The organism is Pseudomonas medicaginis, from assembly GCF_965119365.1.
Lineage (GTDB): Bacteria > Pseudomonadota > Gammaproteobacteria > Pseudomonadales > Pseudomonadaceae > Aquipseudomonas.
In genome coordinates, this window is record NZ_OZ221631.1 from 4712630 (window position 1) to 4737565 (window position 24936).

A 24936-nucleotide genomic window follows, 5' to 3' on the forward strand; every position below is an offset into this window, starting at 1 on the left:
GCATCCCTTATGAGAGCAAAGCACCATGAAGGCATTTTTAATCGACCGCTACGGCAAGCACAGTGGTCGTATCGGCGAGCTACCGGCCCCTGACGTGGGTGACCACGACGTGCTGGTCCGCGTGCAGGCCGCCAGCGTCAATCTGCTGGATTCAAAGATCAGCAAAGGCGAATTCAAGCTGATCCTGCCCTACTCCTTTCCCTTGGTATTGGGTCATGACTTGGCCGGGGTCGTGGTCCGCGTGGGATCCCGTGTCGAGCAATTCAAGCCGGGTGATGAAGTCTATGCCCGCGCCCCGGATGGGCACATCGGCACCTTCGCCGAGCAGATCGCCGTGAACGAAAATGCCCTGGCCCTGAAACCCACGAACCTCAGCATGGAGGAAGCCGCCGCCCTGCCCCTGGTCACCCTGACGGCCTGGCAGGTACTGGTCGAAACAGCCCAGTTGAAGAAAGGGCAAAAGGTCTTCATCCAGGCCGGCTCGGGTGGCGTCGGCACCCTCGCCATCCAGCTTGCCAAGCACCTCGGCGCTTTCGTGGCGACCAGCACCAGCACCCGCAATGTGCCTTGGGTCAAAGCGCTGGGGGCGGACGTTGTCATCGATTACAAACAACAGGATTTCTCAAGCGTCCTGCAGGACTATGACGTCGTGTTGAACAGCCTGGGCGCCGATGAGCTGGAGAAATCGCTGAAGATCCTCAAACCTGGCGGCCAACTCATTTCCATCTCCGGACCACCCACCCCACAGTTCGCCCAGGCCCAGGGTTTGTCCTGGCCGCTGAGACTGATCATGGGCCTGTTGAGCAACGGTATACGCCGCAAGGCCCGCCGAAAAGGTGTGCGCTACGCCTTCGTGTTCATGCGTGCCAATGGTCCTCAACTGCGTGAGATCACCACGCTCGTCGAGTCCGGCAGCCTCAAGCCGGTGCTTGACCGATCCTTCCCCTTCGACGCGACGGCCGATGCCCTGGGTTATGTGGAACAGGGACGGTCCAAGGGTAAGGTCGTCATCACGATCCACTCAGGAATGGCCGAATGAACGAGCATCCCTGCGCTGCCATTGACTGAAGCAATGCAGACACCCGCAGGCCTCGCTCAGGCCGTAAAGCCGTCCAGCGGGAAAGCCCCTCGACAATCCTGGACAAGCCAACCCGATCGGCATGGTAAAGAAGCCCACCCCGGTAACGAGGAAAGCCATAGCCATGAATCCAGACAAGGTCGATGTCGTTGGGACTGTCGACGATGCCTTGCTCCAGCAGATTCGCGGCCTCATGGATCATGGCGAACAGGCACCTATCGAGGATTTCCTCGTCGTCGATCACACGCGGCTCGAGGCCACGGCTTTGTCGATGAGCCACGAGCATCCGGGCCACATACGGGTCCGGCAGGCCCCGGCGCTGGCCGTCCTCGTATCGATAGAAACCTGCCGCCGTTTTCTGCCCGAGGCGCCCCGCCTCATGCAATTGCTCGATCCAGTTGCAAGAACGTTCCGCAGCGCTCAGTTGCTCGGCCCTGCCTTGCCGGTTTCGCCAAGCGATGTCCACGCCGGCGAGGTCACGCAGTTCGAAGGGCCCCATCGGGAAGCCGAACTGCCGGATGACCCGGTCCACGTCCTCCGGCGTCGCCCCCTCCTCCAGCAGGAAACTCGCTTCGCGCTCGCGAACGGCCAGTAAACGGTTCCCGACAAAACCATAGCAATTGCCCACCGCGACAGCGGTCTTGCCCAACCGCTCACCCAATTGCAGCACGGTCGCCAGGACATCCGCTTGGACCTGGGACGTCCTGACCACCTCAAGCAGCTTCATGACATGTGCCGGACTGAAGAAATGCATGCCGATGACATCACCCGAGCGAGTGGTCACGGCGGCGATGGCGTCGATATCCAGGTATGAGGTGTTCGTCGCAAGGATCGCTCCTGGCTTGGCGAAGCGGTCCAGTTGCCTGAATACGGCTTGCTTGACCGCGAGGTCCTCGAACACAGCCTCGATAACTAGATCGGCTCTGGCAACGCCTTCGATGCTTGAGTCGAACTCGATCAGGGTGGCACGTCGGGCGGCTTCGTCGGTATCTAGCCGACCTTTTTCCACGACGCTGCTGAAATAACGGTCGATGGTCGCGCGGCCACGCGCCAAAGCCTCGGGTTGCGTGTCGATCAGGCGTGTGGCGAATCCGGCATTGGCCAGACACAGCGCGATGCCGCTGCCCATGGTGCCTGCACCGACCACCGCAACGAGGTCGATGGGGCGAGTGGGCGCTTGCCTGGCCAATGCGCGACATCGGGAGGCCAGGTCCCGTTCGGCGAAGAACACGTGCCGCAATGCCCTGGCCTGCTCGCTATGGCGGCGTGCGATAAAGCGTTCTCGCTCGCGGGCTATCCCTTCGGCGAAGGGCAACTGCCAGGCGTCTTGCAGTGCTTGCAGGGCAATGGCGGGGGCTTCCTGGCCCGGCGTCTTGCGAAGGAGTGCCTGGGCACGTTCGTGAAAAACCTGCGGATCGAACTCAGGCACCGAGCGGTCGCAGGCCCGAGGGATGGGCTTGTCCATGACCTCCCTGGCGAAATGGGTGGCACACGCCAGCACCGAGGCATCGCTCAACCGATCCAACAAACCGATCGACAATGCCTGTGCCGCACCGATACGTTCACCCCCCAAAACCATCGCCAGAGCCACCTGCGCACCGCACAAGCGGGGTAAACGTTGCGTGCCCCCCGCCCCGGGTATCAGGCCCAGGCTGACTTCCGGCAAGGCGAACTGCGCATCGGGTGCGGCCACGCGGTAATGGCAGGCCAGGGCCAGCTCGAGCCCACCACCGAACGCCGAGCCATGCAGCGCCGCAACCACGGGTTTCGATGCCTGTTCAATCGCGGCCAACACATCAGGGAGATGAGGGGCCTGCAGAGGCAGGTCAAACGCCTTGAGATCGGCACCGGCGACAAACGTCCGGCCCTGGCAAGCGATGACAATCGCTTGGATGGCGCTGTCCGCCAACGCTTCTTGCAGCCGTTGGAGCAACTGCTCCCGAACCGCCAGCGACAAGGCATTGACCGGTGGATTGTCGATGATGACCTGGCCGACATCACCTTCACGTTGGAGCACTACAGTGGCGTGCATCGGTTACCTCCCGTTGAATGGCTTGGATTACAGAAGCGACAGTGGGTAGCTGACAATCACGCGCACATCGTCAGCGTCCCGGGCGAAGTCCGCTCGATAGGTGGCACTGCGCACCCGCATGCTCATGCCTTTCATCGAACCGTTCTGCACCACGTATTGCAGTTCGACGTCGAGCTCGCGTTCACCGTCGGCATCCGCGCCCGCGACGTCGGCCCGACTGCCCCGCACATAGCGGGTCATGAAACTCAGGCCCGGCACACCGACGCTGGTGAGGTCGAAGTCATAGCGTGCTTGCCAGGAGCGCTCGTCCTTCTCGGCAAAGTCGCCCACCTGGACGAAGTTCACGAGGTAAGGATCGGTGCCGGCCACGTAGGGAAACGCCGAGTCCCCGGACATTTTCTGGTAGCCCAGCCCAAGCGAATGACCTTTCAGCTTGTAAGTGCCCAAGGCGCTGAATGCGCGGTTGTCGATACGACCGCCGCGCGCCTGGCCGTCGCTGTCACTGTCGAAAAAGCGCACATCGCTGGTAAAGGCGCCCCAGTCGCCTTTCCTGCGGTCGGTCAGGCCCAGGAAGCGCTGTTTGTAGACGTCTTCGAGGACGGCGTACTGGGCAATCAGGTCGGTCGTCTCACTGGCGTGAAAGGTCCCGCCGAGAAGGTTGAAATCGCCGCCATCGAGAGGGCCACCGAAACGACGGTTCTTGTTGTTCAGCTCAAGACCGGTGGAGCCCGACTGGTCCCTGTACACCGTGCCCTGGATACGTGCCGCGGTGAGTTCAAGAGGCTTCCACTCATTGACCTGTACCTGGGCACCTTCAAAGGTCTGCGGCAGCAAACGACCGTTGTTGGCGGCCAAGGTCGGCCATTTCGGCAGCAAGGTCCCGACCCGCAACTGGCTGTCCGAGACCTTGACCTTGAGGGTCCCGCCGGCCTTGGAATAATTATCGGGGACATCCCCATCGTCCTGGACCGGCAGCAGGCCGGTGCCGGAACGCCCTGGCCCGGAATCGAGCTTGATGCCCAGCATGCCGATCGCATCGACACCGAACCCGACGACACCAGGGGTGAAGCCGGACTCATAGCGCAGGATAAAACCCTGGGCCCACTCCTGGCGTTTTGACTGGCCCGCGCCCTCGCGAAAATCCCGGCTCATATAGAAATTGCGCATTTCCACTGAAGCCTTGCTGTCTTCAAAGAACCCTTCGGCACCTGCCATCGGCAGATACACGGCAAAACCCACCCCTGCCGCGCAGAGCGGCATTGCTTTTATCGATTTCATGACGGCTTACCGAGAGGAGCCGAGCGCTGCCAATGTGCTGCTTGACGCGCCGGTCGGTTGGAATTCAAACGCGCTTCAGCGCACCTGGGTCAGGTAGTCCTGGGCCTTGCCCGGGATCTTTTCGTTCTGGACGGCGCCCAGGAACTTGATTGCACGCTCGACATCGGTGTCCGTCAGGTACGGAGTCTGCGGGAATGACTTGCGATTGCTTTGCCAGGCGGCGGCATAGACCTTGTCATTCACCCCGTCGAAACGGCTGCGCACAGCATTCATGGCTTGCTGGGGCTGTTCGTTGATGAGCCGGGTGGCATCGCCCAGGGCGGCGAGGAAAGCCTTCACGATGGCCGGATTGTCCTCGGCCCATTGTCGACGGGCACTGAGGGCGATCGAAGGATACCCATCCAGCTCGGCGACCATGCCTTCGGACATGTCCAGCAAAGTGAAGCCTTTCTGCTCGATGACCGCACTGTCCGACGCCGGCGATGACAGGGCGAAACCATCGATCTTGCCTTGGGCGAACGCCGCCAGCATGGCCGCACCGTTGTTGAGGTAAAGCAGCGTGAAGTCTTTTTCCGATTGCAGATGGGCCTGCTGGCCCAGAAAGCGCACCAGGAAATCGGCGCTGCCGCCAGCGCCGCTGACCGCCAGGCGCAGCCCCTTGAAAGCGGCCAGGCGCTGCTCGACGGTGGAGTTGGCATCCAGGCCGAGCCGATCGGCCACGTCCTGGCGGATCACCACGTTGCTGGCGTACTGGCCGACCATGCGCCCCAGGAGCGTGATGTCGGCGCCCTTGATCTTGGCGTTGATCGCATTCTGGATGGCGCACGAACAGAACTCGACCGAACGGCTGGCAAGCCCCGAGGCCGCCGCGCCGCCGCCCTTGAATTTCACCAGTTCGACATCCAGGCCATGTTTTTCAAACAGGCCGCCGTCGAGCGCGACGAACAGCGGCATGTGCACGAAACCTTCCGTTCCCAAAGCGACTTTTACGGGCTCGGCAGCTTGCGCCTGGACCGAGGCAGCGCTGAGTACAACGCTGAGTCCCAAAACAGATATCCAACCTTTGATAGACATGATGCGACCCTCTGTTTTTGTTGTTGTGGTGGTGTTGCTCAGACCGACATTTCTCGCTCGTCCTGTTCTTTCTTCCACGGCATCAAGTACGTCTCCAACGCACGAACCGCCGCCTGGAGCAGCAGCGCCAGGGCGATGATGGCGATCAGCGCGGCGAACACACCGGCTGTGTCCAACTGCCCCGCCGCGTCCTGCAGCAGGTAGCCGAGACCGCGGTTGGCGGCCATGATCTCGCCGACAATGGCGCCGATCAGGGCATAGGGCACCGACAGCTTGAGGCCGGTGAACACCCACTGGATGGCCGACGGCAGTACGACCTTGGTGATCAGGTGATGCTCCTTGGCGCCCATCAGGCGCAGGATCTCCAATTGCTCGCGCTCCACGGCACGGACGCCGCTGTAGGTGTTGAGGAACACCAGGAAGAACACGATGGTGGCGGTGAGGATGATCTTCATCTCGATGCCGATGCCGAACCACATGATGAACAGCGGCGCGAGGGCGACCTTCGGCAGGCTGTAGATGGAGGTGAGGATGGGGTCCAGCAGCTTGGCGAGCAGCGCGTTACGTCCCAGGATCAAGCCCACCGTGATGCCTGCCAGGGCACCGAAGAAAAAGCCCACCAGGGTTTCCACGACGGTGATCCAGCCATGGGCGAACAGTCGGCCACTGGCGACCAGCTCAATGAAGCGCCGGCCGATTTCCAATGGCGAGCTGACGAAAAACGGGTCCACCAACGGACCGGAAGCGAACTGCCAGGACAAAAAAATCCCAGCGAAGATGGCGAGACGACCGAGAAAGATATTCATGTGACGGGTTCTCCAAGGCTGGGCCTTCAGGCGTCGTGATCGGGCGTGATGATTTCCCAAAGGTCGCCACACAGTTGGTGGTAACGCGGGTTCTTGCGCAGTTGGATGATGTTGCGGTCGTCACCCAAGGGAATCGGCACATCGCGGACAATCGTGCCCGGCCGGCCGGAGAAGACCAGGCAGCGGTCGCCCAGGGCCACGGCTTCGTCCAGGTCGTGGGTGACGAACAACACGGTTTTCTTGAGCTGGCGACTGAGCTTGAACAGCTCGGTCTGCATGCGAATCCGCAGTTGCGCATCCAATGCGGCAAACGGCTCGTCCATCAGCAGCGTCTCCGGGTCATAGGCCAGCAGCCGAGCCAGGGCGGCGCGCTTGCGCATGCCACCCGAGAGCTGGCTCGGGTAGGCCTTTTCATGCCCATCGAGGCCGACGAGGGTCAGCAACTCGCGGATGCGCGCCTCACGCTTGGCCTTGGGCACACCTTGGATTTCCAAGGGAACGGCGATGTTGCCGGCCACATCCCGCCACGGCAGCAGATGATCGCTCTGGGTCATGTAGCCGGTGCGGCCGTTGATGCCTTGCACGGCCTCGCCGCGGTACAGCACCTCGCCGGTGGTGGGGCAAAACAGCCCGGCGACCATGTTGAGCAAGGTCGACTTGCCGCAGCCGGAGGGGCCTATGATGGTCACCAACTGGCCTTGCTGGATGTCGACGTTGATGCTGTGGGACGCTTGCTTGGCGATGCCTTTCACCGTGAAGGACTTGGACACGTCACGGAAGGAAACCACCGTCGGAGCGGTCACCGTGGCGCTGATCGGGGAACTGCGCGACTGGATGGCAATATGGGGACTGTTCATAGAGACCTGCTTGTTTTTATGAGTCTTAAATGAGCGTTTTTTGATTATGCGAGCGTGATTTCCAGGGTAAAGACAGCTGTTCCACAGAGTGGAACGGCCTGACTTACGCCATGATCGTCAAGCCGTCCAGGGCCACTACCCCGCTTCCGGCAGGACGCACCAGCAACGGATTGATCTCGGCTTCAACCAGGCGCTCGCCCAATTGCATGGCCATGTCCGAGAACGCGACGATGCAATGCGCGGCGGCTTCGAGATCGGCCTTGGGCATCCCGCGATAGCCGTCCAGCAACGGGTAGGTGCGCAACTCGCGCAGCATCTGCCTGGCTTGTTCGAGGTTTACCGGGAGCAAGTGCAAGGTGGTGTCCTGGAACAACTCCGCCGTCACCCCGCCCATTCCAAGCAGGAGCGCCGGGCCCAGTTGCGGGTCGCGATGGAAACCCAGAATGAGTTCCTGCCCACCCGTGATCATTTCCTGGACCAGAAAGGTGGGCGGCTCGAAGCCCACATGACGGCTGACCTCGGCACGCATGCGATCCAGCCGCGCGCCAATATTGCCGGCGTCCAGATGCAGGGCCACGCCACCCACTTCGCTCTTGTGGGGGATCTGCTCGGAAAGGACCTTGAGGGCGACGTGACCGCCCAGCGCTTGTGCGGCCTGAGCGGCTTGATCCCCATCACGAACCACCTGCTCCCGCGTCACCGGGATGCCGAAGCTGGCGTACAGGCGCTTGCTGCGTTCTTCATCGAGCGGGCCACTTGGCAGGTCCTGGACAACTCCGGGCCGGGCTTGCGCAATGGCTGGCTCATCGGATGGCTCGCTCCATGTGGCCTGCGCCACCAACGCCTTCAGTGCGCTGGCGCAACTTTCCGGCGCGCTGAATGCCACGCCACCCGAGCCATTGATACGGCGCGCCGCCGCTGGAGCATGGGGGCTGATGTACGCCAGCACCGGTTTATCGGAACTGGCCAGGCTGTCGCCAATGGCATCGGCCATCAGGTGTGGCTGGGCGACGCCGGAGGAGCCCACGACGCTGATCACCGCATCGAAGTCCGGACTGTCGAGCAGGATGCCAATGGCCGCGCGCATCAGCTCCGGCTGCAGCCCCGCCAAGGTCAAGTCGATCGGGTTACGGTCCAGGACCGCCTGGTCGCCCACATCCAGGTCACGCAGTTTCGCCGCGGTCTGCGCGCCCGGCGTGGGGGTTTCGAAACCGCTGACACCGAGGCTGTCGGCGATCAAGGTGCCCGCTCCGCCGGTGGAGGTCAGAATCGCGACCCGTTGGCCCCGCATGACCCGGCCGCTGGCCAAGGCAAAGGGGATATCCAACAGGTCGGCGAATGTCTCGGCGCGAATCACTCCGAGCTGGCGAAAGTAGGCAGAGTAAAGCGCATCGGAGCCGGCCAGGGCCCCCGTGTGGGAGGCTGCCGCATGGGCGCCGGCCTGTGAGCGCCCGACTTTGTAGACCACCACAGGCTTGCCGGCATCCCTTGCCTTGCGGACCGCACGGGAAAATTTCTCACTGTCGCGCAAGCCTTCCAGGTAGAGGGCAATGACCGAGGTCGCGGGGTCGTCGGCCAGGTAATCGACGAAGTCGGCGACGTCCAGGTCGACCTCGTTGCTGGTGGAGATCAGCTTGGAAAAACCGATACCGGCAGCGACACCACGGGACAGCAGCGCCCCCAGGATGCCGCCGCTTTGCGACACCACGGCAACCCGGCCGGCCAGCAGCTCGTCCATGTCCAGCGCACCACTGGCCGACAGCGTGATCCGCTCGGTCAGGTTGACCAGACCGATGGTGTTGGGCCCCAGGATCCGCATTGATCCACGAACCGTTTTCAGTTCCTCCTGGCGCTCGGCCCCTTCAGAACCGGTTTCACCGTAGCCTCCGGCCAATACGATCGCGGCAGGGCAACCGAGGGCCGCCAATTGCGCGACGGCCTGGTTGGCCCGCGCCGCCCCCAGCAGAATGATCGCCACGTCCGGCACTTCCGGCAGCTCGGCGATGCTGGGATAGCAGCGCAGCCCGTCGATGTCGTCATAACGTGGATTGACCGGATACAAGCGTCCCTGGAAACCGTGCTTGCGCAAGAACGCGATGGGGCGGCCCGAGGTTTTGCGGGCGTCGCCCGAGGCGCCGATGACGGCGACGCTGGCGGGACTGAGAAGGCGTGCAATCTTGTTCATGGTTCAGCTCCGCTCGGCCTTGCGGGCAAGGAAGGCGGCAACCGATGCCTGATGCTCGCTGGAGGTGTAGCAGATGCCCTGGGCCTGGCTGCCCATGGCGAAGATCTGGCTCTGGGTGAGCTCGAAGGTGTTGTTCAGGATCGACTTGCTCAACGCCAGGGCCGTGGCGGATCCACCCGCGAGCTGCAACGCCCAATCGTGGGCCGACGGCAGAAGATGATCGTGCTCGACAACGCGATCGACCATGCCAATCTGCTGGGCTTCCACCGGCGCCACCGTGCGTCCGCTGAAGATCAGCTCCTTGGCCTTGGGCAATCCGACACGACGGGGCAGGAAATACAGGCCGCCGCCATCGGGGATCAGGCCACGTGCGATATAGCTCATCGCAAAGCTGGCGTGCTCGGAGGCGATAATGAAGTCGCAGCTCAACGCCATGTCGCAGCCCAGGCCCGTCGCGGCGCCATTCACCGCGGCGATGGTCGGCTTGGGCAGGTTGTGCAGCAGCGATACCGCATGATGAACCCGTTGCTGGCGCTTCCAGCCATTGAACGCCACGGAGCCGGCGGGAGCGCTCATGCGTGCCTGCATGCCCTTGATGTCGCCACCGGCGCAGAAGCCCTTGCCGGTGCCGGTCACGATCAACGCCTTGATCGAATTGTCGGACGCAATGTGCTCCAGATGCTCGATCAACAATGAGCGCATGTCGTCGCTGATTGCGTTGCGCGCTTGAGGACGATTGAGGGTCAGGGTGGCGATGCCTTCGACAACAGACAGTTCGACCGGGCAAGACAATTGCTCAGGATGGGTCATACAGTGCCTCTTTTATTATTCGGTTGATTGACTGCCCGGCGCTGAGCCAAGCTTGGATTCAATCTGCGGGAGAGCGAACCTGATGACAACGCGACCGTTCCACCTGTTGGAACAGGGTGATACCGGCCATGCTTCGGCAAACGTTCCCGGGCAAGGCAAGGCGCCGCTCAACCGATCCCTCGAACGCGGCCTCGATTTGCTCAGGGCCTTCCGGCCAGGCACTGAATCCCTGACCAATGGTGACCTGAGCGAGATCACGGGCTTGTCGAAATCCACCGTGAGCCGGTTGACGCAAACCCTCGTTCACGCCGGCTTCCTGGATTACGACCCGACCACGGGCACCTACCGACTGGCGCCTTCCCTGCTCGGTCTGGCGCACTCGATGTACCACGCCAGCACGCTGTTGCAGGTCGCCACGCCATTGATGTTGCAGGTGGCTCGCGAGCATCAGGTCAACGTCAGCCTCGCCGCCGCCGATGGCGACGAGATGATCTATCTGGAGTCGATTCGCTTGGGCAAGCGCAAGTCGCCGCGCAATGTGCTCGCCGGGCAGCGCTTGCCCATGGACGTGACGTCCCTGGGCCGGGCTTATCTGTCGGGGCTTGAAGAAGGGCAACGCAGGGCATTGCTGGAGCTGTTCAGGTCACGCCGCTGCGAATCGCGCGCCAGCCAACTGATCCAGGACATCGACGAGGCGGTTGAGCATGTATGGGCGAACGGGTACTGCGTGGCCTCCTGGCAGCCGGAGGTCATGGCGATCGCCACCCCGCTGGACCATCCGGCCTATCGAACCCATGCACTGAACATCAGCCTGGCAACCGTTGAAACAGCGCAGCAAGTGGAAGCACGTTATGCGGCAGTGCTGCTGGAACTGGCGCAGGCGATCAGGCAGGCACTGGCAGACGCCCGTGCCGATTGATCGTCAGTAGCGGCCCTTACCAAACGGCAATGTGCGAATCCGCCCGGGGCTCGGTACCGCCGCACAGCACGCCGCTGACCGGGTCACGCAGGATGATCTGGCCGCGGCCATAGTCGGTCAGGTCACTGGCGATACGGACCTCATGCCCCCGTCGCGCCAGGGCATTGGCCAGGTCCCGTGAAGCCCCGTGTTCGATGCCGACCTTCATGTCCCCCAGCCATTGCCAGCGCGGTGCATCCAGGGCCGCTTGCGGGTTCAGGCCGAAATCCACCAGGTTCATGACCATCTGCACATGCCCCTGGGGCTGCATGTAGCCGCCCATCACGCCGAACGGACCGAGGGCCTCGCCATCGCGGGTAAGGAACCCGGGAATGATGGTATGGAAGGTCTTCTTGCCCGGGGCCAGGCAGTTGGCGTGGCTCGAATCGAGGCTGAATTCCTGCCCACGGTTCTGCAGGGCAATACCGCTGTCGGGCAGCACCACGCCGGAGCCAAACCCGTGGTAGTTGCTCTGGATGAACGAGACCATGTTGCCCTCGCCGTCCGCGGTCGCCAGGTACACGGTGCCGCTGGCGTGGGGGTCACCGGGCTTCGGTGGCTGGGCCTGTTCGCCGATCTGCCCGCGCCGGCGGGCGCTGTATTCATCGCTGAGCAAATCGGCCACCGCCACGCGCATGTGCAGGGGGTCGGTGATGTAGTGCAGGCCATCGCTGTAGGCCAACTTCATCGCCTCCAGTTGGCGATGCCAGGTCTGTTGGCTGTCACGGTGATCGAAGTCGAAGCCTTCCAGTATCTTCAACGCCATCAAGGCCACCAGGCCCTGCCCGCTCGGCGGGATTTCCCAGACATCCACGCCTCGGTAATTGACGTGGATGGGGTCGACCCACTGGGCGCGATAATCCCTGAGGTCGCAGGCGCGCAGGTAGCCGCCGCTGGCCCGGGAATGGGCGTCCAGGCGCTCGGCCAATGCACCGCGATAGAGGCTTTCGCAACCGGTGTCGGCCAGCTCCTGGAGCGTACGCGCCTGGGCCGGGTTGCGAAAAACCTCCCCGGCCCGTGGCGCTCGGCCTTCGATCAGGAAAGTCTCGAACCAGGCCTCCAGGACGGCATCGCGATGGGGCGTGAACTCGTTCACCGCGACCTGCCATTGATGGGCAACCACCGGCGACAGCGCAAAACCGTCCCGCGCCAGGCTGATCGCCGGTTGCAGCAGCTCGGCGAAGGGCAGCTTGCCAAAGCGTCGGGACAACTCGGCCCAGGCCGACGGGCAACCCGGGACGGTCACCGGTGTCCAGCCATAGAGCGGCATTTGCCCATGGCCGGCGGCCTTGACCGCCTCGATGCTCAAGGCGGCCGGCGCATGGCCGTTGCCGTTGAGGCCGTGTAGTTGGCCCTTGCACCAGACCAGCGCGAAGGCGTCACCGCCAATGCCACAACCCGTGGGTTCCACCACCGTCAGTGCGGCTGCCGTGGCGATGGCGGCGTCGATGGCATTGCCGCCCTTTTGCATGATCTCGATGCCCGCCTGGGCCGCCAGGGGCTGGGACGCGGCGACCATGCCCCGACGGGCGAAAACGCTCTGGCGTTGCGACGGATAAGGGTACTCGTGGGCAGAAAATGTCAGCATGGCGAAGGCTCTTCAATGCAGGAATCGATTGACCGGACTCAGGGGTAGACAACCTTGCAGCGGTCATAGCACCCGGCTGAGGAAAGCCCGGGTCCGCGGGTGAATGGGGTGACAGAAGATTTGCTCCGGCGGCCCCTGCTCGATGAGCTCGCCCTGGTCGAGGACCACCACCCGGTCGGCCACTTCCCGGGCAAAGCCCATCTCGTGGGTCACCACGACCATGGTCATGCCCTCCTCGGCCAACTCCTTCATCACGTGCAACACTTCGCCGACGGTCTCCGGGTCGAGGGCGCTGGTGGGCTCGTCGAACAGCATGGCCTGGGGTTTCATCGCCAGGGCCCGGGCAATGGCCACTCGCTGTTGCTGGCCGCCGGAAAGCATCGACGGGTAGTGATCGGCCTTGTCCGCCAGGCCGACCCGCTCCAGCAGGCCGCGGGCCTGCTCCAATGCGGCGGCGCGAGGCAGGCCGAGCACCTGGATCGGTGCCTCGATGATGTTCTCCAGGGCCGTCATGTGGGGGAACAGGTTGAAGCGCTGGAACACCATGCCGATGTCCCGCCGCTGCCGGGCGATGTTGCGCTCCGACTCACGCACCAGGCTGCCGTCGGCGCGCTCGCGATAACCCATGGCCCGGCCATTGACGCGGATGCGTCCGCCCTGGATGTCCTCCAACAGGTTGATGCAACGGATGAACGTGGTCTTGCCGGAGCCCGACGCGCCGATCAGCACCACCACCTCGCCACGCCGCACTTGCAGGGAGATGCCCTTGAGAATCTGCAGCTCGCCGAAGGACTTGTGAACGTCCAGCGCCTCGATAATCAGCTCTTCGCTTTTATGCGCCATGGTTAGCGTGCCCTCAGCAGGTTCAGGGTGCTGCGACCGAACATCCGCGTCGACGCCGGCGGCGGTGACGAGGGCCGGTCCGACTGGCCGAAACGGGCTTCCAGCCAACGCTGGAAAAAGCCCCACAGCGTGGTCAGCAACAGGAAGTAGATCGCCACCACCAGGTACAGCTCGAACACCCGGAACGTCGCCGACGTGACCATCTGGGTACTGAGCAACAGTTCCTGGACGCCGATCACGCTGACCAGCGTGGTGTTCTTGAGCATCACGTTGAACTCGTTGCCCAGCGGCGGAACGATCACCCGGAACGCCTGGGGCAGGACAATGCGGCGCATCAGCTTGGCGAAGGTCATGCCCAGCGAACGTCCGGCCTCGTACTGGCCCTTGTCCACCGCCCCGATGCCGGCGCGGATAATCTCAGCCATGTAGGCCCCCTCGTTGAGACCCAAGGCAATGATCGCCGCCTGGATATTGCCGGGGATCACCAGGCCGAACAGTTCAATGTCTTCGAAGCGGAAAATCCCGCCGGCGGCCAGCGCGGTGTAGAGAAAGACGATCTGCACCAGCAACGGCGTACCGCGCATCAACCACACGTAGAAGCGCACCGGCAAATGCAGCAACGGGTTGCTCGACAACCGCAGCAACGCGGCGGCCAGCCCCAAGGCACAGCCCAGCAGCATCGCCAGCACACTGATCAGGCAGGTCAGCCAGAGCCCGGTGAGGTACACCCCACTGGGCTGCAACAGGTACTGCCAGAACACATCCCAATTGAAATTCATCGACGGTTCACCTCAATCAAGCGTGTCACTGGAGACATGCCATTTGCCGAGCAGTTGGCTGTAGCTGCCATCACTGCGCATATCGCCGATCACCTGCTGCACGGCGGCGGTCAGTTGCGGATCGTCCTTGCGAATCCCCAGGCCGGTGAGAATCCGGCTGAAGGCCGGCACCCCTTCTTCGAACAGATCGGGCGCCATGGCGGCGTAGTAACCGGCGGTTTCCACGGTGGTGCCGTAGGCGTCGACCTGGCTGATGCGCAGGGCCTGGAAGGCATCGGTGTCGGTGTTGTAGACCACCAGCTTCATCGCCGGCTTGCCGGCCTTGGCGAGGTTTTCGTTCTCAGTGTCGAGCAGGGTCTTGATCGTGGAGCCGTTGAGCACCGCAACTTTGTGCCCGGAGAGATCCGGCAGCGTCTTGAGGCCCTTTGGATTGCCCTTGGGCACCACCACCGCCTGGCTGGAATACATGTAGTTGACGATGTCGATCACCTCGCGGCGCTCGGGCTTGTCAAACAGCTGGTCGACGATCATGTCGCACTGTCGGGCCAGCAACGCGGGGAGCAGCCCGGAGAAGGGAATGACCCGCCATTCCACCTTTTTGTCGCCCAGGCGCTTGGCGATTTCCAGTCCCAGGTCCACGGTCAGTCCCTTGGGTTTCTGCGCCTCATCGAAGGACACCAGCGGCGGCGAATCCATGCCCGAGCAGTAGACGAGTTTGTCGACCTTGAGCAAGCGGTCCGGGACAACGGGCGCGGCAACCGCCCATTGCGCACAGAAACCCAAGGATAAAGCGGCAACCAACAGGCGAGGCTTATGCATGACCAGACACTCCAGTTCAGTAGGTAACGGGCAGTACTCAAAGTCAGAACACGGGCAGGCTCCAGTCTCCTGCTCTCGTTATTTTTTCGATTGCAGGAACTCGATCAATTCAGGGACGGTGCCTTCGATGTGCGCACGCACCACCGCCTCGGCCTTCTCGGCATCACCCGCACGCAGGGCATCGAGGATCAGCATGTGTTCCTGGCGCGCGCTCAGGGGCTTTTCCACGTGCTGCAGCCAGAGGCGCATGGGGGCTTCGATCAGGGAATACAGCGCACTGATCTGCTTCAGCAATCGCGGGCGACCGCTGAGGCTGCACAGGTATTCATGGAAAGCGCGATGGCGACTGACCCACTCGGTGCTTTCCTCACGGTAATCGTCCATTTCGTCCAGCAAGCGCTCCAGGGCGGCCAACTGGCGATCGCCAATTCTTGCTGTCGCGACACGGACCGCCAGGCCTTCCAGGGCGCTGCGCATCTCGAAGACTTCGTGCAACTCATCGATGTCCAGGCCGCTGACAACCGCCCCGCGATTGGGCCGCAGGGTGACCAGGCCCTGGGCATCCAGGCGGCGGAAGGCCTCGCGCACGGGCATCCGGCTCATGCCGATCTCGTTGGCGATGTCCTCGGCAATCAGCCGGTCGCCCTTGCGTAACCGCCCGCCACAAATGGCATCGAGCAGGAAGTTGTAGGCCTCCTCCTCGGCCGTCATGGGCGGACGTTCAGCGTACGTCGGAGCAAATTGCATGGCAGCACCTTCTGCATTTTTGTATCCAATTATCCATGGATTCAAAAAAGCAGAATGCGTGCCAAGCTCACCCATGATCGTGCAAGCGTTTGATTTGAAGGAATTTCCAGAGGAAAACGACTGCCTGCCTGAAGCCTTGGATCGCACACGTGTGCTACCAAACAGCTCAGCGACTGCCTGTTATGGGTGCACGAGGGCGCTTCGGTAACACCGCAATGCCAGTCACCAAGGATTTGTAAGATTAATGGTGGCGAGGGGATTTATCCCCGCTGGGTTGCGAAGCGGCCCTGAACCCAGCCACCGCAATGTGCCAGGTTGGCTGCATTCAACCTTTTTGAGGCTGCTGCGCAGCCCAGCGGGGATAAATCCCCTCGCCACAGACTTCACTGCGCATTTGGAGCTCCTCAGGCAGGTGCCCTGGGCGTATCTGAGGGTGACTCGCCAAACAGCGTCCGGTAATGGACCGCAAAATGACTCAGGTGGAAAAACCCCATGGCCACGGCGATCTCACTGACGTTCAGTGCCGCCGCACGGGTCGTGATCAGTCGGCGGCGCACGGCATTGAGCCGCAGGTTACGCAGGTACTCCACCGGACGCATCCCGGTCACCGCCTGGAAGCTGTTCTGCAGCGTCCTGCGACTGACCCGCAATTGCTCGCACAAGTCGAGAATGCTCAAGGGCACATCCGCGCTGGCCACGACCAGCTCCTGGCAACGCTTGACCAGGTAGGCACTGACGGAGAAGTTGCCACGCCGGCCACGCACCTCGTCCGAGGCATGGCTGAACAGATCGAGAAAGGCGTCGAGCAGAACGTCTTCGAGGATTTTTTCCGAGGCAGGACTGACGGCGTCCGCCTGTTCCAGAAGGTGACGAAACAGTGGCTGGATCCGTTGTTGCACCCGGTGCAGTACCCCCTCATCCACACTGACCTGGGACATGCTTTTCAAGCGCTTGAGCTGTTCGCCCGACAGTTCGTAGGCCGCCAGCTTGGCGAACCGCACCGTGTCGACATTGGCCGCGAAGAAGTGCATGCCTTCCGGAGCGTGCAAGACGAAGTCCTCGCCATCGCGCAACAGCACCACGCTGTGGGCGCCCACTTGATGCCCCTGGACCACTGGCGCACCACCCAGGGACATGGCAATGCACAAGCGCCCTTTGGGCGCGCAACCACGCTGCACCACCCGTTTATCCAGCACCTCCTGGAAAATCTGGAACCGCTCGGCGCACACCTGCCGCAGTTCGCTGGAAAGGCAGCCGCGCCCGAGTTGGTCATAGACCTGTTGCCAGCCGAGGATCGAGCCGGCGTGTTGCTGAGGATCATTGAAGGTACGGACTTCGGCGAACATGATCATTGTTCCTCGGTGGCGCTGGGTTTATTGCCGGAAAACCAAAGCCAGTTCCATGCCAAGCATGTGCAACCGGTACTCGCCCGCCTTGATGTCCAGAGGGGCCAATAAAGATCCGGACAGCACCACTTGGCCCGCTTCTACGCACTGCCCGTCGGCCAGCAAGCGCCGGACCAACCAGCACAGGTTGGCCTGGGGCGTGTCCTCGCGCGCCTGGGCATTGCCCTCGCCACAAGGCACCCCATCGCACGCCAAGCGATAGTTCACCTGGGCCAATTGCTCAGGATGGAACTTGACCCGCGGCCCCAGGCAATACAGCGCCGCGGCGGCATTGTCGGCAAGAAACGCGCCGACGCCGAAGCGCCAGCCCTGCCAGCGACTATCGGCAATTTCGAAGGCTGGCGCGACCTCGGAGATGGCAGCGAGGATGTCCTCGTCGCTGTAGAAACCGGGCACGAGCGTACGCCCCAGGACAAACGCCAGCTCGATTTCCAACTTCGGCTGGATCAGTCGTGCAAGGGGCACCGTACTTCCGGGTGCCACGGCCATGGCATCGGTCAGCGCACCCAACACCGGTTCATCGATACCGAAACGGTCCTGGGCGACGCGGCCGGCGAAGGCCACCTTCCATCCGGTCAATCGCTCACCACCGGCCTGGCGCCGGCGCAATGCTTCGCGCTGCAAGGTGTAGCCCGTCGGCAGGTCGACGGCCTCCGGTTCCAACGAAGGCAAGGCATGCACGGCCTGCGCGGCACCGTGAAGCCGGACCAGGAAATCATCTTCACGCCTCATGAGAGTTGCTCCGCCAATTTGCGCAAGACGCCTTCGAGTCGCTCGGGGGTGGTGATCGCGGCCACGAACCGATCCGGCCGCACCACCACCACGCAGTCACGTACCTTGGTAAACCACTCGCCGAGGCGGTTATCGACGTCTTCGATGCAAATGGCACCGCTGGCAGACAAGGGTTGGTTGCGCCCTGTGCCACTGCGCGAGCGATTGATCTGGATGAAGCGCGTCTCCCAGCGTGCCCACCAAGCGGCGGTTTCTTCGCTGAGCTGTTCGCTCGGGTTGACCCGATACCCCAGCACCGCATAGGAATGCCCCAGCACCTCGTCCAGGCGTCGACGCTGACCCTGGGCATCTTCGATGGACGGCTGGATGAACAGCTGCCCGACCAGATCGTCCTCATGCAGCTCGGCGCGCTCGTGATACACCAGGCCTTTGGTGATGGTCGCCTTGGGTTTGAACTTGAATTCCAGCAAGTGCGAACGCAGGTTGTCGACACTGTTGACGGCCTGGAACAACCAGTCCCGCACCCCGGCCATCAGCGGGTTGGTCAGACCCAGGACGGCGCCCATGTTATCGGCCAGCGCGATCAGATCCGTGGCATGCCCACGGCGCTCCTGGTCGTAACTGGCAAGAATCGCCGGCGACGCCCGCCCCTTGAGGATCGCAGCAAGCTTCCAGGTGACGTTGGCGACATCACGCAGGCCCGAATTGAGCCCCTGCCCGGCCCAGGGCGGGGAAATATGCGCCGCATCCCCCACCAATGCCACCCGGCCCTGGACAAAGCGCGCCGCGACCCGTGAGTTATGGGTATAAGCGCGGATCCGGATGATATCCAGTTGATCGACCGCATCGCCGATATGCCCACGGATCAAATCCCGGATCGTCGCCTCATCGCACATCCTGGCCTCGTCTTCGCCCTCCAGCAGCATGAACTCCCAGCGCCGTTGCTGATACGGCAGGTAGATGCAGACGAAAGGTCGCTGAGGGTCGGCGTGCAGAGCCGTATAGGGTGCATCGAGGGTGTCGTTGGCCGTGTCGATCACCACCCATTTGCGCGGATGGGTCAGGCCCAGCAGTTCGATACCGAGTTTCTTGCGCACGCTGGAACGTCCGCCATCGGCGCCGATCAGGTACTGCGCCTGCAATTGATACAGCTCGCCCCGGGCATCGCGCACCTGCAAGGTCACGCCCTCGGCATCCTGCTCCAGATCGAGCATTTCATGGCCCTGGCGCAACTCGACACTGGCGTGTTTGCCCAACTGCTCGCGCAATGTGGTTTCGAGCAACTGTTGCATGAAGATGTTGCGCATCGGCCAGCCATAGTTCGCCGTGCTCGGCTTGACCTCGGCAAAACAGACGCCCCGCGCATTGTAGTAACGCAAGGGCACGTTGCAGATCATGTCGCGCACGGCCAGTTCAGCGATGCCGATGCCCTGCAGCACTCGCAGCGCCTCGTCGTCCATGCCCACCGCGCGAGGATACGGCAGGACGCCGTCAGCCAACTCAAGGACGATGCAGTCGATGCCGTACAGCCCCATGTAATGAGCGGCCGTGACCCCGTTCGGGCCGCCGCCCACGATGACAACCTGGGTTTTCTCCTGCTTCATCGCTATTCACCGCTTTGTTGTTGTGGTTTTAGGCATTGGTCGTGCAAGTAGTCCCTGACGACGCCGTTGAACGCGTCCTCCTGATCGTCATGGACATAATGGCTGGCGTCGGCGATTTGCGCTGTACGCACCCGTGGATTGGCTTGTTTCATCGCCTCCAGGGTCGCCTGGGGCAGAAAATCGGAACGCGCCCCCCGGATGAACAGCGTCGGGCAATCCAGCGCCCGGACCGCTGGCCACAGATCGGTTGGAGCGATGCTCAGGCGCGCCTGGGCAATCCCGGCCTGATCATGGCGCCAGCCGATGCCTGCCGGTGTTTCCTTCATCGAATGGGTCAACCTGGACGCCAGACCCTGGGCGGACAGACCGGGTCGTGAGCGGCGCCAGAATTGCCCGGCACTTTCCCAGTCGGGAAACGATAGGGGTGTCTGGCTCATCTCACGACGGATGCGCTCGGCACCCTCGCCGCTGATCGACGAACCGGGGCCAATGTCTTCGATCACCAGGGCTTGCAGTCGTCCTGGATGGAGCCGGGCATATTCCAGCGCATTGGTGCCGCCGAGAGAATGCCCCACCAGGACGAAACGCTCCAGTCCCAGGTGTGCGACCCAATCCTCCAGATCGTTGACATAGACCTCGGTCCGGTAGCTGGAAGCCTCTGCCCAGTCGCTGTCGCCACGGCCGCGCTGGTCCAGGGCATGGCAATGGAATTGCTCGCCCAAGGCATTGGCCAGTGACGCCCAGGTCTGGGCATAGGCCCGCAGCCCATGGAGCAGCAGCACGGGAATGCCTGTTGCCTGGCCCCAGGACACGTAGTTCAGACGCATCCCCGAACGATTGGTAAAAAACTGGTTGTTTGCAGACATTCGTTGGCTTCCCACCTCAGCGCACCTCAATACAGGCCGTCATTGCCCTTGACGTCAGCGGCCTGGAGGCCACCCAGGCGCGCATGCAAACGCCCGCGCGTGGCGAAGGCCCAGATGATGACCAACTCGTCGGCCGAGGGACCATCGCCGAACGACAGGGAGATGCTGTCGTAGTGCGAACGCACATACAGCGCGTCCTTGTGGGCCAGCGGCACGTCGATGGTCACGCCAGGCCCGCCGCGCTTGCCGGTGGAAGGCACCCAGGATTTGCCGCCGCCCAACGCGACACGGATCGGATCCGCCGCCGGATTGGTCAGCAATGCATTGCCGTGCTCATACTCGCCCTGGCTGCCCACCAGGCACGCCTTGCCGTAGCTGACAATTTCACGCTCGCCGGCCAGGGCCTGGATGCGCCGACCAAACTCCTGGCCCAGCAAGGGTGACGGCTCGATCAACTCGGCCAGGCTTTCACTGAAACGGCCGGCATAAGGGTTGGCGATCACCGCGCCAATGGCGTACTTGAACAGCGGCTCGCCATCGGCCAACTGGCCGGTTTCGTTGGCCAGGGTTTCCTCGACGAAGCTGTACCATTTGCGGATGTGGTAACTGGCGAAATTTGCGGTTTTCATAAGAGCAGTCTCTTTCAAAGTGGGTCGAGATCGAAATGCCGGCTAGGCGCCCCGGCGGCCTTGAAGCGGGCCTTGCCGCGCGCGTCGTCGTGTTCGGACTCGAGGAAGAATTCCAGGCGATTGCCATCGGGGTCGTTGAAGTACACGCCGTTGCCGATCTCGTGGTCGGTGATCTTCACCACCTCGACGCCCTTGTTCAGCAACATGCCGTAGAGCTTGCGCAGGGTGGTCATGTCGCCCGCGATCTCCAGCCCGTAGTGCTGCAACCCCAGACCGCCCTGGTGGGCGCCGGGCTCTGCGCGGAGCAACGCGATGTCGTGGTGCTTGGCACCGAAGGCCATCATGATCCAGCTTTCACCCCGGGCGCTTTCATGCATGCCCAGCACGTCGGCGTACCAACGGGCCGACACTTCCGGATCACTCACGGACAATGACAGGTGAGTACGAACGACTTCGACTTTCATCGCGCGATCCCTCAGTTCTTCTTGATGATGGATTGATGCCCGGACTTGATTTGCGCCACGGCGGGCGTCCAGAGCACATCAGCGATTTCACTGAACTCACGCCACTGCTTCTGCCAGCCGTCACCGCCATTCTCGGAAGTGAACAGATGCCCGTACTTGGTACCGGCGACGATCTGGCGAGGGTTGGCAGGGTTCAAGGCAATCGCCCAGACACAGGAGTTGGGCTGTTGTGACAGCGGCAGCACTTCCCAACTGAGGGCGGCATCCCGGGACACCAGCACCTTGCTGGTCGTGCCTGGCGTGCCGTCGGAGATGCTCAGGTAGAGCGTGTCCTCGCTGCCCAACGGTGCATTCATGGCACGCACGTAGTACAGGCCGAAGGCTTCCCGGGCGACGATGCCGGTCCAGGTCTGCCCCTCGTCGAAGCTGCGGTAAACGGCGTTGACGCACACCACGACGATGACCTTTTGCCCATGGTTGGGCAGGACCACGATGTTGTGCACGTCCGAGTTGTAGTCCCACAGCAGGCGGTCATCGACACGGGTCCAGCTATCGCCACCGTCACGGCTGTGGAACAACCCGCCCTCCTCCAGGCCGAACCAGAGCTGGTTGCGGTCCGTCGGATCGTAGGCGAAGGCCAGCAAGCGTGGACGACTCACGCCGTCGCAGAACTCAGGGATCTCCACCGGGGCACGATCCCAGTGCTGGCCACCGTCGAGGGTGCGCCACAGCACGGCGCGCGACGGCGCACCGGTGCCGACGAAAATGCGCTGTGCATCCTGTGGGTCCACGGCCACTTTCCAGACGGTCTGCCCATTGAACGGCGAGTCCACCCGCTGCCAATGGCCGCCGGTATCGCGGCTGATGCACAGGCCGACATCGGTGCCGGCGTAGATCACGTCCGGGGTCCCCGGATGGAAACTCAGGGATCGGGTGATCGCGTCGAACTCCAGGTCCTGGCCCAGGCCCAGGCGATGCCAGGTACGGCCATCGTCGGCACTGCGGATCACCGCTTGCCCGACGGTGGCGACCAAAAGGGTTCCGTTACTCATCACTGCTGCTCCTCAAATGAAGATGCCACGGGTCAAGCCGCCGTCGATGCCAATGGATTCCCCGGTCACGGCACCGGCCTTGGGGGAAGCGAGGAAACCGATCAGCCAGCCCATTTCGATGGGCGCCAGGGTGCGTCGGATCGGCGTCGCGTCGATGTAGCCTTGCTCCACCTGCTCGGGGGTCTTGCCCTGCTTGACCCCTTCGCGCTCGTACAGCTCTTGGATATGCGGGGTGTCGACCACGCCGGGGTGGATCAGATTGACCGTGATGCCGGCGGGGCCGAGTTGGTCGGAGAGGGTCTTGGTCATGTGGGCGATGGCCAGGTTGCGCATGCCCGAAAGCACCTTGCTGCCACGCCCGGTCAGGCCACCGATGTTGATGATGCGCCCGAAACCACCGGCCTTCATGTGCGGGGTCACCGCCTTGGCGCAACGGAAATAGCCGATCACCTTGGTGTTGAGGTCCGAGAGCAATTCGTCGTCGCCAGCATGTTCGATGTCGTTGCGCACCACACCGGACGGTGCCGCGGCGCCGTTGACCAGGATGTCGATACGGCCAAAGTGCTTGTGGGCCGCCTCGACCATGTCGGACACCGCCGACATCTGATTGGTGTCACAGAACAACGGCAGCACTTCGTTGCCGGTCTGCGCGGTGATTTCCTCGGCGGCTTGCTGGAGAAACTCCATGCGCCGCGCGCAGATCACCACCTTGCAACCTTCCTGGGACAAAAAGCGTGCGACCTCCTTGCCGATGCCCATACCGCCGCCGGTGACGATCGCCACGCGGCCTTGCAATTCCAGATCCATAGCAGTTCCTCTTGTGATTATTCGGCTCAGGCCAGATCGACGAAGACACTTTTGGTTTCGGTGTAGGCATCGATCACGTTCTTGCTCATTTCCCGACCCCAGCCCGATTGCTTGTAACCGCCAAATGGCGAGGCCGGGTCGACGACGTTCCAGCAGTTGATCCACACCGAGCCGGCCTTCAACTGCGCCGCCACGCGGTGGGCGGAACGCAAGTCACGGGTCCAGAGACCGGCCGCCAGGCCGTAAGGCGAGTCGTTGGCGCGCAGCACCAGTTCATCGATCTCGGTCCAGCTCATGACGGTCAGCACCGGACCGAAGATTTCTTCCCGGGCGACACAGGCGCGCTCGGCGCGGTCGAGAAATACACTGGGCCGGATGAAGTGGCCGCGCTCCAGGTGGGCCGGCCGGTCACCGCCGCAGATCAGTTCGGCGCCCTCTTCCTGGCCCCGTTGCAGGTAGCCACGTACCGTGCCCAATTGCCGGGCCGAGACCAGCGGGCCCATGCTGCTGGCCGGATCCAGGCCCGGCCCCAACACATGGGCGGCCGCGTGGCGCTGGAGTTCTTCAAGCACCTGGTCGAGGACGCTGGCGTGCACGTACAGACGCGATCCGGCGGTGCAGACCTGGCCCTGGTTGTAGAAAATGCCATCGGCGGCGCCTTTGGCGGCACGGACGATATCGGCGTCTGGCAGGATGATGTTGGGGGACTTGCCACCCAGTTCCAGGGAGACCTTCTTCATGTTGCCAGTGGCCGCCTGGGCAATCAGCCGGCCCACCTGGGTCGAGCCAGTGAAGGCGATCTTGTCCACGTCCGGGTGCTGGGCCAGCGGTGCACCGGTCTGCGCACCAAGACCGGTGAGCAGGTTGACCACCCCGGCCGGGAAACCGGCGGCCTCGATCAATTGAACCAGGCGAATGGCAACCAGGGGCGTCTGCTCGGCAGGCTTGAGCACCGCGGCACAACCGGTCGCCAGCACGGGGCCGAGCTTCCACACGCACATGGTCAGCGGGAAATTCCACGGCACGATCAAGGCGCAGACGCCCACCGGTTCGCGCAGGGTGTAATTGAGCATCGGCGCGCCGCTGGCGGGCGACACCGGCAGGGTGCTGCCTTCGATCTTGGTCGGCCAGCCGGCGAAATAACGAATGATGTTCGCCGCGCTGGCCGCTTCGCCCCGGGCCGCGCCGATCGGCTTGCCGTTCTCCAGGGTGATCAGTTGCGCCAGCTCTTCGCGATGCTGGTCGAGCAGTTCCGCCAGGCGAAACAGCAACAACCCGCGCTGGGCCGGCGACTGCTGCGCCCAAGCCCCCGTGAAGGCCGTACGGGCGGCAGCGACGGCGGCATCCACGTCACGTTCGCCGCCTTCAGCGACTTCAGCCAGGGTCTGTTCAGTGGCCGGGTTTTCCACGGCAAACCGACGGCTGTCGGCGGCGTCCTGCCAGGTGCCGCCGATAAACAGGCGCCCCGGTTGCGACAGGAACTGCTCAACGGCAGGTAACAATTGAATCGGGTTCATATCCG

The 24936-nt window shown here is 62.9% G+C and carries 23 protein-coding genes; 2 read left to right on the forward strand and 21 right to left on the reverse strand.

The genetic code is table 11. The annotated features are described in order from the left end of the window. Positions 1 to 25: 25 nt before the first annotated feature. Positions 26 to 1039 carry an NADP-dependent oxidoreductase gene (locus ACMTA2_RS20340; RefSeq protein WP_413791486.1) on the forward strand — a complete coding sequence of 338 codons (1014 nt, stop codon included), beginning with the start codon at positions 26 to 28 and terminating at the stop codon, positions 1037 to 1039. On the opposite strand, the gene ACMTA2_RS20345 is transcribed toward ACMTA2_RS20340, so the two are convergent. The 7 genes from ACMTA2_RS20345 to ACMTA2_RS20375 all read right to left on the reverse strand — a co-directional run bounded on the left by ACMTA2_RS20345 (position 1011) and on the right by ACMTA2_RS20375 (position 10120). Beyond that, positions 1011 to 3110 (reverse strand): 3-hydroxyacyl-CoA dehydrogenase NAD-binding domain-containing protein, encoded by a 2100-nt coding sequence (locus tag ACMTA2_RS20345; RefSeq protein WP_413791487.1) that lies wholly within the window; start codon positions 3108 to 3110, stop codon positions 1011 to 1013. The two genes, ACMTA2_RS20340 and ACMTA2_RS20345, sit on opposite strands and share 29 nt — an antisense overlap. 27 nt (positions 3111 to 3137) lie before the next feature. Beyond that, entirely contained in the window at positions 3138 to 4388 is a 1251-nt protein-coding gene (locus ACMTA2_RS20350) for an OprD family porin (RefSeq protein ID WP_413791488.1), read from the reverse strand. 75 nt (positions 4389 to 4463) lie between these two features. Continuing rightward, the gene (locus tag ACMTA2_RS20355) at positions 4464 to 5462 is read right to left on the reverse strand and encodes an ABC transporter substrate-binding protein (RefSeq protein WP_413791489.1); all 999 of its coding nucleotides are present in this window, start codon (positions 5460 to 5462) and stop codon (positions 4464 to 4466) included. 38 nt (positions 5463 to 5500) lie between these two features. Then, positions 5501 to 6268 (reverse strand): ABC transporter permease, encoded by a 768-nt coding sequence (locus ACMTA2_RS20360; protein ID WP_413791490.1) that lies wholly within the window; start codon positions 6266 to 6268, stop codon positions 5501 to 5503. A gap of 26 nt (positions 6269 to 6294) precedes the next feature. Next, positions 6295 to 7125: an ABC transporter ATP-binding protein gene (locus ACMTA2_RS20365; protein ID WP_413791491.1), complete on the reverse strand. Its 831-nt coding sequence runs from the start codon at positions 7123 to 7125 to the stop codon at positions 6295 to 6297. Positions 7126 to 7228: 103 nt separating this feature from the next. Next, positions 7229 to 9310 (reverse strand): acetate--CoA ligase family protein, encoded by a 2082-nt coding sequence (locus ACMTA2_RS20370; RefSeq protein ID WP_413791492.1) that lies wholly within the window; start codon positions 9308 to 9310, stop codon positions 7229 to 7231. A gap of 3 nt (positions 9311 to 9313) precedes the next feature. Next, a complete protein-coding gene (locus ACMTA2_RS20375) occupies positions 9314 to 10120 on the reverse strand; it encodes an enoyl-CoA hydratase/isomerase family protein (protein ID WP_413791493.1) in 807 nt (268 codons plus the stop codon). An 82-nt stretch (positions 10121 to 10202) separates the two neighbouring features. On the opposite strand from ACMTA2_RS20375, the gene ACMTA2_RS20380 reads away from it, so the two are divergent. Then, on the forward strand, positions 10203 to 11039 hold the full coding sequence (locus ACMTA2_RS20380; RefSeq protein ID WP_413791494.1) for an IclR family transcriptional regulator: 837 nt from the start codon (positions 10203 to 10205) through the stop codon (positions 11037 to 11039). Between the two features lie 16 nt (positions 11040 to 11055). Here the strand turns inward: ACMTA2_RS20380 and ACMTA2_RS20385 are convergent, their stop codons facing one another. From ACMTA2_RS20385 to ACMTA2_RS20450, 14 genes are all read right to left on the reverse strand, one after another. Continuing rightward, complete coding sequence (locus tag ACMTA2_RS20385) at positions 11056 to 12666, reverse strand: gamma-glutamyltransferase family protein (RefSeq protein WP_413791495.1); 1611 nt, start codon at positions 12664 to 12666, stop codon at positions 11056 to 11058. 63 nt (positions 12667 to 12729) lie between these two features. After that, complete coding sequence (locus ACMTA2_RS20390; protein ID WP_413791496.1) at positions 12730 to 13509, reverse strand: amino acid ABC transporter ATP-binding protein; 780 nt, start codon at positions 13507 to 13509, stop codon at positions 12730 to 12732. 2 nt (positions 13510 to 13511) lie between these two features. Then, positions 13512 to 14288, reverse strand: a complete 777-nt coding sequence (locus tag ACMTA2_RS20395) for an amino acid ABC transporter permease (protein ID WP_413791497.1) — start codon at positions 14286 to 14288, stop codon at positions 13512 to 13514. A gap of 12 nt (positions 14289 to 14300) precedes the next feature. Then, a complete protein-coding gene (locus ACMTA2_RS20400; RefSeq protein WP_413791498.1) occupies positions 14301 to 15107 on the reverse strand; it encodes an ABC transporter substrate-binding protein in 807 nt (268 codons plus the stop codon). A 78-nt stretch (positions 15108 to 15185) separates the two neighbouring features. Then, the gene (locus ACMTA2_RS20405; RefSeq protein ID WP_413791499.1) at positions 15186 to 15854 is read right to left on the reverse strand and encodes a GntR family transcriptional regulator; all 669 of its coding nucleotides are present in this window, start codon (positions 15852 to 15854) and stop codon (positions 15186 to 15188) included. 404 nt (positions 15855 to 16258) lie between these two features. Then, positions 16259 to 17200 carry a helix-turn-helix domain-containing protein gene (locus ACMTA2_RS20410; protein ID WP_413791500.1) on the reverse strand — a complete coding sequence of 314 codons (942 nt, stop codon included), beginning with the start codon at positions 17198 to 17200 and terminating at the stop codon, positions 16259 to 16261. A gap of 27 nt (positions 17201 to 17227) precedes the next feature. Beyond that, the gene (locus tag ACMTA2_RS20415; protein ID WP_413791501.1) at positions 17228 to 17992 is read right to left on the reverse strand and encodes a 2-keto-4-pentenoate hydratase; all 765 of its coding nucleotides are present in this window, start codon (positions 17990 to 17992) and stop codon (positions 17228 to 17230) included. Further along, positions 17989 to 19596 carry a bifunctional 3-(3-hydroxy-phenyl)propionate/3-hydroxycinnamic acid hydroxylase gene (locus ACMTA2_RS20420; RefSeq protein ID WP_413791502.1) on the reverse strand — a complete coding sequence of 536 codons (1608 nt, stop codon included), beginning with the start codon at positions 19594 to 19596 and terminating at the stop codon, positions 17989 to 17991. Before ACMTA2_RS20420 ends, ACMTA2_RS20415 begins: the two co-directional genes overlap by 4 nt. A gap of 2 nt (positions 19597 to 19598) precedes the next feature. Continuing rightward, positions 19599 to 20462, reverse strand: a complete 864-nt coding sequence (locus ACMTA2_RS20425) for an alpha/beta fold hydrolase (RefSeq protein ID WP_413791503.1) — start codon at positions 20460 to 20462, stop codon at positions 19599 to 19601. Between the two features lie 26 nt (positions 20463 to 20488). Then, on the reverse strand, positions 20489 to 21091 hold the full coding sequence (locus tag ACMTA2_RS20430; protein WP_122566341.1) for an amino acid synthesis family protein: 603 nt from the start codon (positions 21089 to 21091) through the stop codon (positions 20489 to 20491). A 14-nt stretch (positions 21092 to 21105) separates the two neighbouring features. Next, positions 21106 to 21555 (reverse strand): VOC family protein, encoded by a 450-nt coding sequence (locus ACMTA2_RS20435; RefSeq protein WP_413791504.1) that lies wholly within the window; start codon positions 21553 to 21555, stop codon positions 21106 to 21108. A gap of 11 nt (positions 21556 to 21566) precedes the next feature. Next, positions 21567 to 22607, reverse strand: coding sequence for a VPS10 domain-containing protein (locus tag ACMTA2_RS20440; RefSeq protein ID WP_413791505.1), 1041 nt, complete (start codon positions 22605 to 22607; stop codon positions 21567 to 21569). Between the two features lie 12 nt (positions 22608 to 22619). After that, on the reverse strand, positions 22620 to 23414 hold the full coding sequence (locus tag ACMTA2_RS20445; RefSeq protein WP_413791506.1) for an SDR family NAD(P)-dependent oxidoreductase: 795 nt from the start codon (positions 23412 to 23414) through the stop codon (positions 22620 to 22622). Between the two features lie 26 nt (positions 23415 to 23440). Beyond that, on the reverse strand, positions 23441 to 24931 hold the full coding sequence (locus ACMTA2_RS20450) for an aldehyde dehydrogenase family protein (RefSeq protein WP_413791507.1): 1491 nt from the start codon (positions 24929 to 24931) through the stop codon (positions 23441 to 23443). Positions 24932 to 24936: the final 5 nt, after the last annotated feature.

What these genes read in the sequence shown, in the direction of transcription:
- ACMTA2_RS20340 (WP_413791486.1), top strand. Translation starts at nt 26, where the DNA reads ATGAAGGCATTTTTAATCGACCGCTACGGCAAGCACAGTGGTCGTATC.
- ACMTA2_RS20345 (WP_413791487.1), bottom strand. Translation starts at nt 3,110, where the DNA reads ATGCACGCCACTGTAGTGCTCCAACGTGAAGGTGATGTCGGCCAGGTC.
- ACMTA2_RS20350 (WP_413791488.1), bottom strand. Translation starts at nt 4,388, where the DNA reads ATGAAATCGATAAAAGCAATGCCGCTCTGCGCGGCAGGGGTGGGTTTT.
- ACMTA2_RS20355 (WP_413791489.1), bottom strand. Translation starts at nt 5,462, where the DNA reads ATGTCTATCAAAGGTTGGATATCTGTTTTGGGACTCAGCGTTGTACTC.
- ACMTA2_RS20360 (WP_413791490.1), bottom strand. Translation starts at nt 6,268, where the DNA reads ATGAATATCTTTCTCGGTCGTCTCGCCATCTTCGCTGGGATTTTTTTG.
- ACMTA2_RS20365 (WP_413791491.1), bottom strand. Translation starts at nt 7,125, where the DNA reads ATGAACAGTCCCCATATTGCCATCCAGTCGCGCAGTTCCCCGATCAGC.
- ACMTA2_RS20370 (WP_413791492.1), bottom strand. Translation starts at nt 9,310, where the DNA reads ATGAACAAGATTGCACGCCTTCTCAGTCCCGCCAGCGTCGCCGTCATC.
- ACMTA2_RS20375 (WP_413791493.1), bottom strand. Translation starts at nt 10,120, where the DNA reads ATGACCCATCCTGAGCAATTGTCTTGCCCGGTCGAACTGTCTGTTGTC.
- ACMTA2_RS20380 (WP_413791494.1), top strand. Translation starts at nt 10,203, where the DNA reads ATGACAACGCGACCGTTCCACCTGTTGGAACAGGGTGATACCGGCCAT.
- ACMTA2_RS20385 (WP_413791495.1), bottom strand. Translation starts at nt 12,666, where the DNA reads ATGCTGACATTTTCTGCCCACGAGTACCCTTATCCGTCGCAACGCCAG.
- ACMTA2_RS20390 (WP_413791496.1), bottom strand. Translation starts at nt 13,509, where the DNA reads ATGGCGCATAAAAGCGAAGAGCTGATTATCGAGGCGCTGGACGTTCAC.
- ACMTA2_RS20395 (WP_413791497.1), bottom strand. Translation starts at nt 14,288, where the DNA reads ATGAATTTCAATTGGGATGTGTTCTGGCAGTACCTGTTGCAGCCCAGT.
- ACMTA2_RS20400 (WP_413791498.1), bottom strand. Translation starts at nt 15,107, where the DNA reads ATGCATAAGCCTCGCCTGTTGGTTGCCGCTTTATCCTTGGGTTTCTGT.
- ACMTA2_RS20405 (WP_413791499.1), bottom strand. Translation starts at nt 15,854, where the DNA reads ATGCAATTTGCTCCGACGTACGCTGAACGTCCGCCCATGACGGCCGAG.
- ACMTA2_RS20410 (WP_413791500.1), bottom strand. Translation starts at nt 17,200, where the DNA reads ATGTTCGCCGAAGTCCGTACCTTCAATGATCCTCAGCAACACGCCGGC.
- ACMTA2_RS20415 (WP_413791501.1), bottom strand. Translation starts at nt 17,992, where the DNA reads ATGAGGCGTGAAGATGATTTCCTGGTCCGGCTTCACGGTGCCGCGCAG.
- ACMTA2_RS20420 (WP_413791502.1), bottom strand. Translation starts at nt 19,596, where the DNA reads ATGAAGCAGGAGAAAACCCAGGTTGTCATCGTGGGCGGCGGCCCGAAC.
- ACMTA2_RS20425 (WP_413791503.1), bottom strand. Translation starts at nt 20,462, where the DNA reads ATGTCTGCAAACAACCAGTTTTTTACCAATCGTTCGGGGATGCGTCTG.
- ACMTA2_RS20430 (WP_122566341.1), bottom strand. Translation starts at nt 21,091, where the DNA reads ATGAAAACCGCAAATTTCGCCAGTTACCACATCCGCAAATGGTACAGC.
- ACMTA2_RS20435 (WP_413791504.1), bottom strand. Translation starts at nt 21,555, where the DNA reads ATGAAAGTCGAAGTCGTTCGTACTCACCTGTCATTGTCCGTGAGTGAT.
- ACMTA2_RS20440 (WP_413791505.1), bottom strand. Translation starts at nt 22,607, where the DNA reads ATGAGTAACGGAACCCTTTTGGTCGCCACCGTCGGGCAAGCGGTGATC.
- ACMTA2_RS20445 (WP_413791506.1), bottom strand. Translation starts at nt 23,414, where the DNA reads ATGGATCTGGAATTGCAAGGCCGCGTGGCGATCGTCACCGGCGGCGGT.
- ACMTA2_RS20450 (WP_413791507.1), bottom strand. Translation starts at nt 24,931, where the DNA reads ATGAACCCGATTCAATTGTTACCTGCCGTTGAGCAGTTCCTGTCGCAA.